This window comes from Nocardia sp. NPDC055321, from assembly GCF_053645575.1.
On record NZ_JBSHMS010000002.1, the window covers coordinates 102364 to 115002 of the forward strand.

The 12639-nt window shown below is 67.5% G+C and carries 12 protein-coding genes; 4 read left to right on the forward strand and 8 right to left on the reverse strand.

Going from position 1 to position 12639, the window contains the following annotated elements; all coding sequences use genetic code 11:
* Window positions 1-8 precede the first annotated feature (8 nt).
* The 3 genes from ACWIGI_RS03040 to glf are packed head-to-tail and all read right to left on the reverse strand — an operon-like array spanning window position 9 to window position 3729.
* Window positions 9-593, reverse strand: a complete 585-nt coding sequence (locus ACWIGI_RS03040) for a phosphatase PAP2 family protein (protein WP_454200674.1) — start codon at window positions 591-593, stop codon at window positions 9-11.
* Entirely contained in the window at window positions 590-2536 is a 1947-nt protein-coding gene (locus ACWIGI_RS03045) for a glycosyltransferase (RefSeq protein WP_454200675.1), read from the reverse strand. Before ACWIGI_RS03045 ends, ACWIGI_RS03040 begins: the two co-directional genes overlap by 4 nt.
* Window positions 2533-3729, reverse strand: a complete 1197-nt coding sequence (gene glf, locus ACWIGI_RS03050) for a UDP-galactopyranose mutase (protein ID WP_454200676.1) — start codon at window positions 3727-3729, stop codon at window positions 2533-2535. Before glf ends, ACWIGI_RS03045 begins: the two co-directional genes overlap by 4 nt.
* A 270-nt stretch (window positions 3730-3999) precedes the next feature.
* On the opposite strand from glf, the gene ACWIGI_RS03055 reads away from it, so the two are divergent.
* The gene (locus tag ACWIGI_RS03055) at window positions 4000-5259 is read left to right on the forward strand and encodes a hypothetical protein (RefSeq protein ID WP_454200677.1); all 1260 of its coding nucleotides are present in this window, start codon (window positions 4000-4002) and stop codon (window positions 5257-5259) included.
* A 71-nt stretch (window positions 5260-5330) separates the two neighbouring features.
* Here ACWIGI_RS03055 and ACWIGI_RS03060 read toward each other — a convergent pair whose 3' ends face one another.
* A complete protein-coding gene (locus ACWIGI_RS03060) occupies window positions 5331-5903 on the reverse strand; it encodes a hypothetical protein (RefSeq protein ID WP_454200678.1) in 573 nt (190 codons plus the stop codon).
* Window positions 5904-6049: 146 nt separating this feature from the next.
* Window positions 6050-6802 carry a MerR family transcriptional regulator gene (locus ACWIGI_RS03065; RefSeq protein ID WP_454200679.1) on the reverse strand — a complete coding sequence of 251 codons (753 nt, stop codon included), beginning with the start codon at window positions 6800-6802 and terminating at the stop codon, window positions 6050-6052.
* A 237-nt stretch (window positions 6803-7039) separates the two neighbouring features.
* Between ACWIGI_RS03065 and ACWIGI_RS03070 the strand changes: the two genes are divergently transcribed.
* Complete coding sequence (locus ACWIGI_RS03070) at window positions 7040-7771, forward strand: S1 family peptidase (protein WP_454200680.1); 732 nt, start codon at window positions 7040-7042, stop codon at window positions 7769-7771.
* A 66-nt stretch (window positions 7772-7837) separates the two neighbouring features.
* Here ACWIGI_RS03070 and ACWIGI_RS03075 read toward each other — a convergent pair whose 3' ends face one another.
* Window positions 7838-8476: an NAD(P)-dependent oxidoreductase gene (locus ACWIGI_RS03075; protein WP_454200681.1), complete on the reverse strand. Its 639-nt coding sequence runs from the start codon at window positions 8474-8476 to the stop codon at window positions 7838-7840.
* 69 nt (window positions 8477-8545) lie between these two features.
* Window positions 8546-9475 (reverse strand): EamA family transporter, encoded by a 930-nt coding sequence (locus ACWIGI_RS03080; protein ID WP_454200682.1) that lies wholly within the window; start codon window positions 9473-9475, stop codon window positions 8546-8548.
* A gap of 102 nt (window positions 9476-9577) precedes the next feature.
* Between ACWIGI_RS03080 and ACWIGI_RS03085 the strand changes: the two genes are divergently transcribed.
* A complete protein-coding gene (locus ACWIGI_RS03085; protein WP_454200683.1) occupies window positions 9578-10078 on the forward strand; it encodes a MarR family winged helix-turn-helix transcriptional regulator in 501 nt (166 codons plus the stop codon).
* Window positions 10079-10370: 292 nt separating this feature from the next.
* Here ACWIGI_RS03085 and ACWIGI_RS03090 read toward each other — a convergent pair whose 3' ends face one another.
* Window positions 10371-10778, reverse strand: coding sequence for a hypothetical protein (locus tag ACWIGI_RS03090; protein WP_379007949.1), 408 nt, complete (start codon window positions 10776-10778; stop codon window positions 10371-10373).
* Between the two features lie 933 nt (window positions 10779-11711).
* On the opposite strand from ACWIGI_RS03090, the gene ACWIGI_RS03095 reads away from it, so the two are divergent.
* The gene (locus tag ACWIGI_RS03095) at window positions 11712-12440 is read left to right on the forward strand and encodes a helix-turn-helix domain-containing protein (protein ID WP_454200684.1); all 729 of its coding nucleotides are present in this window, start codon (window positions 11712-11714) and stop codon (window positions 12438-12440) included.
* Window positions 12441-12639 lie beyond the last annotated feature (199 nt).

Consider the following 12639-nt stretch of genomic DNA (forward strand, 5'->3'; position numbering starts at 1 on the left):
CTGTGCGGTCACTTGGCGAGTCTCTTTTCGGCGGCAAGCACAACGGCGGCTGATGCGGCGCCCAGCGCGGAACCGGCGAGTACGTCGGAGGGGTAGTGCACCCCGAGTACGACTCGGGACAGCAGCATCGGCGGGACGAGCACCGCAGGCAAGGGTAGCCCGGTGAGTCTGCCGAGCAACACAGCCGCTGCCGTGGTGGAGGTGGCGTGCGACGACGGGAAGCTGAGCTTGCTCGGCGTCGACACGTTGACCTGCACGGACGGGTGATTCGGGCGGGGGCGTCGCACGATTCGCTTGATCACCACGGACGCGGCGTGCGCGCCGAACGCGCCGACCGCGGCCCCGGCCCACTGCCGCCGGCGGGGCTTGTCGACCAGCGCGCCGACCGCGGCGAGGCCGATCCAGCCCAGCGAATGCTCACCGAAGTGGGACATGCCACGCGCGGCCTTGACCACGGCCGGGTTCTGCCCGATGGTCCCCTGCACCGCGTTGAGGATCTTCACCTCGAACGGCGAGTCCCCCGCGGCGGCGGGCGCGTCGGGAACGGCGTGCAACCCGCGGTCCGCCAGGGCGGCCGAATCTGCTGCTGTCATTTGCTCTCGTTCCCTGCGTCGATGCCGAAGATGTTCTCCCACGCCGCCTTGCTCGTGAGATGCGAATGCGCCGCACGATACTGCTCGCGCACCACGGGGAAGCGCTCGGCCAGTTCCTTGCGCAGGCGCATCGACTCCTTGAAGAGTTCCGCGGCCTGGCGCGGGTCGCGCTTGCGGTAGACCACGCCGCGCCCGTCGGCGGTGGTGACGGTGACGCCGTCCACCTGGGACAGCAGGAACCAGCGCGCGTCCAGCGTGGGCACGTTCAGCTGCGGGGTCTCGTGGTGGCGGGTGTCCGCCTTCCGGAAGTTGTGCAGCACGCCCTTGCCCAGGCGGGCGATCTTGGCGATCGGGTTGCCCGGTTCGCCGACCGCGCCGACCCCGGCCCGGCTGGCCATGGGCAGTTCGGTGGAGGACGGCACCACGACCGCGTCCGGGAATTGCTTGCGCATCGCGTGGATCTTGCCCAGTGCGCTGGGCAGCAGGTCGAACAGTTTGTCCGGACCGGCGAGGTAGTCGCGGATGGCCTCGTTCTGGATGGCCACCGTCGAATACTCCAGGCACAGCAGGTGTTTCAGCGTGGCCTTGACGGTGTTGACGACCATGGGGCGGCCGTCGTTGGGCAGGTGCAGCGAGGCCACGACGAGGCGGTTGCGCAGGTGGAAGTACGCCTGCCAGTCGATGGCGTCGTCCTTGTCGCTCCACGCCATGTGCCACACGGCCGCGCCCGGCAGGGTGACGGTCGGGTAGCCGTGTTCCCGTGCGCGCAAACCGTATTCGACGTCGTCCCACTTCAGGAACAGCGGGAGCGGCTGCCCGATCTCCTCGGCGACCTGACGCGGGATGACGCAGGTCCACCAGCCGTTGAAGTCGACGTCGATGCGCCGGTGCAGCAGCTTGGAGTTGTCGCGATCGCGCAGCGGGTACTTCGAGAAGTCGTGGTCGTACTCGACGTTCGGGGCCGCGGACCACATGAAGATGGAGCGGTCCACGACCTCGCCCATGGTGTGCAGGTGCGAACGCTCCTGCAGGTTGAGCATCTGGCCACCGGTCAGGATGGGCGACTTGGCGAAGCGGGAGAAGGCGAGCGCGCGCAGGATGCTGTCGGGCTCGATCTCGATGTCGTCGTCCATGTAGACGATGTACTCGGCATCGGTGGTCTTCAGTGCCTCGTACATGACCCGGCTGTAGCCGCCGGACCCACCCAGATTGGGCTGATCGTGAATGGCGAGCCGATCACCCAGCGGCAGTGCGGCTTCGGCGAATCCGGGCTCGTCCACGACCTTGCGAGTGCCCTGGTCCGGGATGATGACGGCCTTGATCTTCTCCAGCACCAGCGGGTCGTTGCCCAGCGCGGCAATGGTTTTCACCGCGTCGGTGGGCCGGTTGAAGGTGGGCATGCCGACGGCGATGCTGCCCTCACCCGGCGCCTCGACGGGCGCGTACCAGCCGCCGGTGCGCAGTTCGACCGCGCTGTCGGTGGTGATATCGAACCAGATCCAGCCGCCGTCCTCGAACGGGGCCAGGTCGACCTCGAATTCCACCGGGGCGGCGCCCTGCTGGCCGGCGTGCTCGCCGTCCGAGCCGAACTCGTTGCCCTGCACGTGGATTCGCGAGCCGTCCGCTTTGGAGCGGTAGACGTCGACGCGGCCGTGCCCGGACAGTTCCAGGCGCAGCACCACGGACTTCAGCACGCTCCAGCGCCGCCAGTAGCTGGCGGGGACCGCGTTGAAGTAGGTGCAGAACGACACCTCGGACTCCGCGCCGATGGACAGCGAGGTGCGCGTGGGTGCGTGCGCGCGGCGCGCGTTGGTCGCCGATTCCTCCAGGTAGAGGGTGCGCACGTCGAGCGGTTCACCCGGCCGGGGCAGGATGACGCGCTGCAGCAGTGAGATGGCCCGAGTCTGCGTGGTCATGGCTTCCAGGGTGGCTTGTGCGGTCATTCGGCGGTGTCCACCAGCGGGGCGTCCGACTCGAGGTGCGGGCGCAGCACGTTGTCGAACATGCTGAGCGCGGCGCCGATGGCCATGTGCATGTCGAGGTACTGGTAGGTGCCCAGGCGACCACCGAAGAGCACCTTGTTCTTCGCGGTTTCGGCCTTGGCGAGCTCGCGGTAGGCGAGCAGCTTGGCGCGGTCGTCGGGGGTGTTGATCGGGTAGTACGGTTCGTCGCCGGTCTGGGCGAAGCGCGAGAACTCGCGCATGATGACCGTCTTGTCGGTCGGGTAGTCGCGCTCGGGGTGGAAGTGGCGCGGCTCGATGATGCGGGTGTAGGGGACATCCGCGTCGTTGTAGTTCATGACCGAGGTGCCCTGGTAGTCACCGGTTTCTACGACCTCGGTCTCGAAATCGATGGTGCGCCAGCCGAGTTCGCCTTCGGCGTAGTCGAAGTAGGCGTCCAGCGGGCCGGTGTAGACGACGGGGGCGTCCGGGCTCGCGGCGCGGATCTCGTCGCGGACGTCGGCCCACTCGGTGTCCAGGCGGACCTCGATGAGGTCGTTCTCGGCCATCTTGGCCAGCCACGCGGTGTACCCGTTCTTGGGCAGGCCCTCGTAGGCGTCGTTGAAGTAGCGGTTGTCGAAGTTGTAGCGCACCGGCAGGCGGGTGATGTTTCCGGCGGGCAGTTCCTTGGGATCGGTCTGCCACTGCTTGGCGGTGTAATCGCGCACGAACGCCTCGTAGAGCGGGCGGCCGATCAGGGAGATGGCCTTCTCTTCGAGATTGGCCGCGTCCTTGGTGTCGATTTCGGCGGACTGCTCGGCGATGAGGGCGCGCGCTTCCTCGGGGGTGAAGTAGCGGCCGTAGAACTGCGAGATCAGGCCGAGTCCCATGGGGAATTGGTAGGACTGGCCCTTGTGCATCGCGAAGACGCGGTGCTGGTAGTTGGTGAATTCGGTGAACTGATTCACGTAGTCCCACACCCGCTTGTTGGAGGTGTGGAAAAGGTGGGCGCCGTACTTGTGGATTTCGATACCGGTTTCGGGGTCCGCCTCCGAATACGCGTTGCCACCCAGGTGATAGCGGCGTTCCACGACCAGTACCCGCTTACCCAGCAGGTTGGCGGTGCGTTCGGCGATGGTCAGCCCGAAGAAACCAGAGCCGACAACAATGAGATCGAAGGGGGGTGCGACGGTCACGAGGGCCCAGCGTAGTGGAAGACGGTACGGGCGCGCGTTGGCTCCGGCGGGCCGGGTTCCGACGCGCTCGGGGATGCGGTCGCGAGCTGCGCGCGTCATCCCGGCCATCGGGATCCGGCAGCGGGATGTTTGCCCGCTATTCACCAAAGTGGGCACGGGCGCTTCATGAGAGCTGTATTACATACGCACATGAGCTGAACATCCGTCCAGTTCGTTGCCGTGCGCAGTACGCGGCCGTGCCCCTCGCCCGACCGGAAGACATCCATCACCATGCGGTTCCCCCGTCTCGCCCCGCGCAGAACCCCCCGTCCCGCCCCCTCCCGCCGCGCCGCGCTCGCGGGCGCCCTCACCCTCGCGGCCCTGCTGAGCACCGTGGCCCTGGTCCCGAACGCCGCACCCGCCCGCGCCGCCGACGAGACCCTCGCGGGGGTCGCGGTCGCCGAGGCCGACGGCCTGTGCGGACGGGGCGCGGCCACGGTCGACGACGTCGTCACCGCCGCCGCCACCGCCGTGCGCACCGCGGTCCCGGCGCATCAGCTGTCCGACTACGACCGGCAGGTGAACGAGTTCCGGCACTCCATCGCGGCCCTGCGGGTGCACCGGGCGACGCTGCCCGTCCACTCCGGCGAGTTCGGCGGGCGGCTGGAGTACCTGGACGACCCGATCGTCACGCACCTGGTCAACAGCCTCGACGCGGCCCGGACCGGCCGGCTGCACCAGACCGTCGCGGTCTCGGCGCTGTCGGTGAACGACGTGGTCGAGGTGTTCATCCTGGCCACCCGGATCGTGAAGATCCCGGCGCAGTTCGGCGCGAGCCTGGTGCCGACCGTCGGCTTCGTGCTCAAGCCGATCGTCGGGGCCCTGTTCAACGGCGTGAAGTCGCTGGCCCGCTCGGTGCAGGCGCAACTCGCGCTGGGCTGCAACACCTCCGGGGCCTACGAGAAGCTGCACCTGGAGCTGTCGGAGTCGCGGGTGGAGGTCCCGCAGCCGCTGCTGGACCTGGCGAACCAGCTCACCCTCGCCGACGGCGCGTGCACCCCGCTGGCCGAATTGAAGACCTCGGACCTGGTCGAGCGCACGCGGACCTTCCTGGCCGCACATCCCGCCCCGGGCGTCGACGCGGCGACCGTGCACGCCAATGCCGATGCGCTGCAGGGTTTCCTGCGCGAGAACCGGGTGGCGGACGTGCTGACGCTGCGCCGCACCGAGGAACTGGGCCCCGCGGTCGCCGCCCTGGACTACGGCCCCCTGACGTTCCTGGCCAACCTCGGCTTCGACATCTACGAGGGCAAGGCCCTGAACACGGTGCCGCTGGGCGACGTGAGCGTGGAGAACGCCTTCGACCTGGTGACCTTGGCCCTGGACACCACGAGTCTGCTGCTGACACTGGGCAATACGGTGGCCGGCTGGACCGGCGTGGCCTCGACGGTCCTGACTCCCCTGTCGATGGCCCAGACCCTGGCGTTCGCCCCGACGACCTACGGCGCCCCGATCCTGAAGGGCGTCATGCAGTCGATGTGCGCGGGCTGATCCACCGCGTACCGACGACAGCGGCCCGGGCGAATATCGCCCGGGCCGTTCGGATTTCGGTGCGTGGAGAATCAGTAGTAGGGGTACGGGGCGTAGCCGGCGGGCGGGACCGGGCGTTTGCCCGCCGCGATCCAGCGGCCGGTGGCGGGCACCAGGCACAGGATGAGGATCAGGAGGCTGATGCCGAGGCCGAAGACCGGGCCGCTGTACTCGCCGAGGGTCAGCTGGCCGAGGCCGCCGAGGAGGCCGAGGCCCGAGGCGATGATCAGCATCACCCGGCCGGCTGTTTTCCGTGCGAACAGCAGGAGCGCGCCGATGAACCAGAACGCGCCGATGAGGATCACCAGCACGCCCATGCCGATCAGCAGCGATTCCAGATCGTTGGCACTGCTACGGCCGTACTTCTCGCGATCCGAACTCAGCGCCGCGGCGGCGCCGACCATCACGACGCCGCCGATTCCGGCGATGATGCCGACGATCAGGGCGATGACGCCCGCGGTGATCGCGGTGGCGCCGCTGGGCGGTAGCTGCGGGTACATCGGGTAGCCGGGCTGATATCCCGGCGGCGGATATGCGGGTTGCTGATACCCCGGTTGCTGATAGCCGTAGCCGCCCGGATAGGGCTGTCCATACGGATTACTCATGGGTGAGTCCCCCCTCCTCGTTCCGGGCGAACCTTACCGGCCGGGAACGACGTGGGCGACGGCGTATTTCGAGGCTGTGACCGGAACGGCAGCGGGTCCTTTCCGCGCATGAGCGCCGAAAGGACCCGCCGTTTCCCGCTATCGGATTACATCCGTTCGGCGAACACCCGCATGGCATCGCGCACGTAGACCGCGGTGCCCTCGCCGTGCTTGTCGTAGTTGACCGCGAAACGCGGGTCCGCGACATACATTTCGCCGAGATTGACGAAATACTCCGGGGCCGGGCACTTCCCCTGCCAGCCGGTGGTCACCCAGTCGTAGTGCCTGCGCACGATGGCCTGCACCCGATCGCTCTCGACCGGGACGCCGTCCGCGTGCGCGCGGCCGTAGTCCGCGGCGATATCGATGTGGGTCTGGAAGTGCGCCTTCTTGTCGGCCTCGCTCATGGCGCTCCACCAGCGATCACCGCTCTCCCAGGCGTCCTTTCCCCATCGGTCGATGACCTCGTCCTTGTACTTGGTGTTGTCGAATCCGTCGAATACTTCCTCGGCCATGAGTGGCTCACCCGCTTCCGTTTTGCGCAATGTGGTGGTCACCGAGGCGATTTGGCGCGCGATCCGATCCTGTTCCTGCCGCAGCAATTCCAGATGGGTGCGCAGGGCTCCGGCGGTGTCCCGCTCGCCCGCGAGTACCTCGGCTATGGCCGGCAGGCCGAGCCCGAGTTCGCGCAGCAGCAGAATCCGCTGGAGCCGGACGAGGGATTCCTGGTCGTAATAGCGATAACCGTTGGCGCCGATCCGGCTCGGCTCGAGCACCCCGATCTCACCGTAGTGCCGCAGCGTGCGGCTGGTGGTCCCGGCGGCCCTGGCCAGTTCCTGAATGGACCATTCGATTGCCACTTCTCGTCCTTTCCGCCCTCGTTCACCTCGACCGATTCAGGATGCAAGTTGACGTAACGTGAAGGTCAAGCCCGATTCAGTATGCGCGGGCCGCGATCGTGAATGGGGCAGGGAATCGGTCATCTCCCGAAGTGACTTGCCCCCGTGTCACAGCCCGTGAAACGATTCGACGGCGCGCTGGCGAAAACCGGTTTCCACGCGCCTCGTTCGTCTTCCGGGGATGGGGAAGTTCTCACAATGCTCTCTGCGGGCCGTGCCCGAATCCTGCGCTGGGCGGTTGTCGCCGCCACCGCGCTCAGTTCCACCCTGCTGATCACCGGCACCGCGGACGCGGCGCCGTTCGTGGTGCTCGGCGGCGGCTCCGGCGTGCACGTCGAACAGATCGACGAGACCGGCGGCACCGCCGACTGCACGCTGACCGCCGTCGGTTACGACAGCGCCGACCGCCTGGTCGCCCTGACCGCGGGCCACTGCGGACAGGTCGGCTCGCGCATCGCCGCCGAATACACCCGCAGCGGCGGCATCGGGGTCATCGCCGAGAAGAGCGAGGGCAACGACTGGGCCGTCATCCTGCTCGATCCCGAACGGGTGAGCCCCACCCGCCAGGTCGGGCCGACCTCGATCAACGGTCTGGGCGCCCCGCCGCGCCTGGGTGACATGGCCTGCAAGAACGGCCGCACCACCGGCTACACCTGCGGCCTGGTCTGGGAGACGCACAACTCGTACTTCCGCAGCCAGGTGTGCGCGAACCACGGTGATTCCGGCGCTCCGGTGCTGGTCGGCGATCGCCTGGTCGGGATGGTCGTGGCGGGCCAGGACTTCGAACTCGGGCCCATCACCGTCGATCTCGCGCCGTGCAAGGGCGCGGGCGACATCCTGCACCAGCCGGAGATCTCGACCACCATCGCGATGGTGCTGGCCGACATCGACCGCCGCGGCGGCGTCGGCGCGGGGTTCCGCGTCTTCTGACGGGTTCGATCGCCGAGGGCCCCGGGTGCGAATGCGCCCGGGGCCCTCGGTCTTTCACGCGCCGCGTCAGTACCCCACGGTGAACCGGACGCGGTGATGCTTGGGCCGCTCGGCCTCGTCGAGCAGTGCCACCGCGAGATCCTCCATCGAAATCGCGGAATTGCCTTCGGAATCGGAGATCAGGTCGTCCGCGCCGAGCCGGTAGGAGCCGGTGCGGACGCCGGGCTCCAGCAGCGCCGAAGGGCTCAGGTAGCTCCAGTCGACGGCGCCCGCGTGGTCCCGGAAGACCGCGAGCTGCCGATCGCAACCCTCGGCGATCGGCCGCAGGTCCGCCGGGAAGTCCGGCTGCTCGGCCAGGGTCCGCCCGGTACCCGGCACCGTGAGGCTGCCCGCGCCGCCGACCACCAGCAGCCGAGTCTCGGTGCCGCCCAAGCCTTCCAGCAGCGCGGCGGCGACCCGGGCGAGCTCGTGTTCGCGACCGGGAACCGGGCGGGTCGCGCTGATCACCACATCGCTGTCCGCACCGAGATCGGCGACCTGTTCGGGATCGGCGGCGTCGCCGGCCCGCAGTTCCACCGCCACCGGCAGGGCGCTCAGGCGCTGTGGATTCCGCGACACCGCGACGACCTCGTGGCCGCGGCTCAGGGCTTCGGCGACGACCCGGGCGCCGACTCCACCGGCGGCTCCGAAAACGGTGATACGCATGACTTCTCTCCTTGGACGAACGTTTGACGGTGGTTCGAATTCGCTGTGCCGGTATGTGATTCCGGCCTGTCAGGCCGCGACGCGCGCCGGCGCCTTCTCCTCGACGACGGCGACGACCGCCTTCGGCGCGGTGGCGAGCTGACCGAGCAGGGTGCCGCCCAGGGCGATCACGATGCCGAGGATCTGCAGCGGCGCGAGCGACTGGCCGAGCGCGACCCAGCCGATGACGGCGGCCGAGAGCGGGCTGAGGAGACCGAGGAAGGTGACCGAGGTGGCGTTGGCCTTGGCCAGCCCGCGGAACCAGATCGCGTAGGCCGCGGCGGTTCCCACCAGCCCGAGGAACAGGTAGCCCGCGATGTTGCGGCCGTCCAGGGCGGGCGGCGCGCCTTCGATCAGCAATGCCAGCGGCAGCAGCATGATGCCGCCCGCGGTGAGCTGCCATCCGGTCATCGCAAGGGGCCCAACGCCTTCGGGCCGTCCCCAGCGCTTGGTCATGATCATGCCGGTGGCCATGGACGCCGCGCCGGCGAGACCGGCGATCACACCCACGGTGTCGAGTGCGGCCGAGGAGCGCAGCACCACCATGCCGACGCCGGTCATGCCGATCACCGCCGCGAGAATCTTTCTGGTGGTGAGTCGTTCGTCGAGAACGACGGCCGCCAGGCCGAGCGCGAACAGCGGTGCGGCCGCGCCGAGTACGGCGGCGACACCGCCGGGCAGGCGGTAGGCGGCCAGGAACAGCAGCGGGAAGAACGCGCCGATGTTCAGCATGCCGAGCACGCCGGCCCGCCAGATCCAGCCGCCGTGCGGGAGCGTGCGGGTGATGGCGAGCAGCAGTAGACCGGCGGGCAGGGCCCGCATGAGACCGGTGAACAGCGGGCGGTCCGCGGGCAGGAACTCGGTGGTCAGCGCGTAGGTGGAGCCCCACACGAGCGGTGCGAGGCCGGTCAGGGCCAGGGTTCCGGCGTAGGAAGCGACTCCGGTGCGGTTGCTCGTCATCTTTAGCTCCTCATTGATAATCTCAACGTTGAGATAAAGGCACCCACATGCTTCAGCGTCAAGTATCTTAACGTTGAACTATTTGACCCGAGAGGAGCGGCCGTGCCCGACGCCGTGGATCTGATCACCGACTCGTGGCGGGAAGTGCGCCCCGACGTGGACGTTTCCCCGATGCAGGTGTTCGGCAGGCTGACCCGCCTGTCGCGCATCCTGGATCAGGAGTTCCGCACGTTCTTCGCCGCGCACGGGATGGAGTTCTGGGAGTTCGACGTGCTGGCGACCCTGCGCCGCGCGGGTTCGGACACCGGCCTGACGGCGGGCGCGCTCAACCGGGCGGCGATGGTCACCTCCGGCGCGATCACCAACCGGATCGACCGCATGGCGGCCAAGGGTCTGGTCGAGCGGCTCCCCGACGCGGTGGACCGGCGTGCGATCCGAGTTCACCTGACGCCCAAGGGCATTGCCCTGGTCGACGAGCTGCTCCCCTTGCACATGATCAACGAGGCCCGCCTGCTCGCCGAGCTCGTCCCCGCGGACCGCGATCACCTGGCGGCACTGCTGCGCACCCTCGCCGAATCCTGGGGCGACACCTCGCTGTCCTGAATTCGGGAATTCGGATTCATCCCCAGGGTTCACAGGCTCCCTCGGGAGAACTTCCCCGGAAACGAAAAGAGCCCGGATTCCACGGAATCCGGGCTGCAAAGCAATACGCACGGCACTCCCCGTCGGAAGTTCCGATACGTATTGCCCGTGAGCGCAACGCGCGTTCGCTCCTCGTCAGTCGCGGCCGCACGCGGTGCTCAGAAATTCGAACGGACCTCGTCAGATTCGTTCGAACCGACCGAACCCCGTCGGGTTCGTATCGTTCAGGGTGAAACTCTCGATGCCCGATGTATCAGGGCAGGACCTGGGGCACGACCTGCGGCGCGAGCGCGCCGACCAGCAGGCCGAGCAGTGCGCCGTTCAGCGCGCCACCGACCGCGCAGGCCGGAGCGGCAACGGAACCGGCGCCCGGAACCAGGAGGCAGAGCACGGCGTGAATGATCGCGCCACCGGCAGCGCCGGTCGCGACGGCATTCGCCAGCGGATCCGAATTCTGTGCATTCGGATCGGTGGCAATGGGCGCCGCGGCGGCGGGCGCGACGGGCGCGACCTCGACGGCGACCTGCTGAACAACGGCCGGCTGTTCGGCCGCGTTGATACCGGCATTCGCGGAAGCCACACCGGCTCCGGCGAGAACAGCCCCCGCGGCCAGCGCACCCACGAGCACCTTGCGGCCGGCATTCTTGAACGAACGAATCATGATGATTGAACCCCGATCTCCCCGACCCCGCCGCGCCGAATGCGCGGCCTGTCAACGATTAACTTCTATCGGATTCCACCGACAGAAATCAAGTGAATCACAACATCTCCACAACTCCCCGCATTACCCGTAAGTAGCTCTCCCCCACCACAACTCGACCCGACCTGCACCGACTCGGCCGCAAATACCCGATGACCCCGCGATATTCCGATAGCGACCTAGTCATCCCTATGGCGCACATCACGTTTGATCAGAGGCGGGTCGCCTCACCAGCGCCGAAACCCACCCACCCGACCTCTCCACACCACTCCCCAGCCCCCCGGAATCCCCAGCGCCACTTATCCCCAACCCATCCCCAGCCCTCTCCCCAATTCATCAACAACACAAATGCCAAAGAGCGGCACCCCCATTCGGGAGTGCCGCTCTCGTCAATCAAACCCATCCACTACTTCGCGAGTGCGGCGCAATACCGCTCCCGGACCTCGTTCCACCACAACTCCCACACACATCCCCCGCCGGCCCTCGAACACAGGGCAACAGCTCCACTACTCGCCTGTCCACCGCCGAGGCGACGAGGGCGAGTTCGTCGAGCCGGAACGAGGCGGGCGCTGCGAGCCGGGCGGCGAGGAGGTTCTCGGGAAGACCGGTCCGCGCGGCGAGCGTCCCACGCCCGACCCCCGCGGCGGCCATCGCCCACCCAACTCTGTCGCCAGTGCATTCGCCCATCCAGCCCACCGGACCGCCTCCCAATCGAGCCACGCCGGCAACCACGCCCTCACCACTGAAGACACGCTTACCGAATCGCTTATCGTTCGAACATATGTTCTAGTATTCAAGATCAGACGAGACGCGGTCAACGATCCCCGTCCACACAATCCGTGCGAGGACTCATAAACGAATAGCTCCCCATCCCCGGCAGACAGGTGAAAAACGTTGTCCGGCAACCCATTCGGTGCATTCATTCGCCACCAGCGAAGGGCGGCCGGCCTGACCCGCGAGCAACTCGCGAGCCGGGTGAACCTGTCGGTGTCGTTGATCGAGAAGATCGAACAGGGGACCCGGCCGACGACGCTGGCGAACCTGCGGATCCTGTTCGACGGGTTGAACGTGCCGCCACTGCAACGACGGCACATCCTGAACCTGAGCCTGCCGGGGATGCTGACCACGGACGCCGCGCCGACACCGGCGCCGACCCCCGCCGACCTGGACGACCTCGAAAGCCTGGGCCACCCGGCCGGCTTCTTCCTGATACCGGCGTTCACCGCCGTGGCGGTGAACCTGGCGTTCGAACACGCCTTCCCGGGCACCGGCGCGGGAACCAACCTGATCGAATGGATCCTGCTGAACCCGGCCGCGCCGGCGGTCGTCCCACAGTGGCGCCAGGAGGCCCACCGCCTGGTCTGTGCGTTCCGGACCCTGACACCGGATCCGTCCACAGACGTCCACACCCTCGAATTGATCGAGAATTGCGGGAAGTCCCCGGAGTGGGAACGGATGTGGACGACAAGCCTCCCGGTCGCAGACCAGTTCCGCGATCAGATCCTGGTCCGCGATCCAGCGAGCAATGAGGTCCGTCCGCTGCTGGCGCGCCTCTACAGCCCGGAGTTCCCGGACCGGCCGTGGTGGCTGCTGCGCCTAATTCCCGCTAGACATACGAAGTGATCCGAACACGAACTCGATGCGTCAACAACGACTGCCGCAGGCGATCAACTCGCCGTTGATACCCCGATGAAGCAAGCGCGACAGCCGACCATGAATTAATATTTCAGAGCGCTACCCAAGTTCTTGAATATGGACGATAAGCGCTGTGGGCACATAAAATGTACACTTCCGCCCATATTCGAGTCGACTACATTGAGGG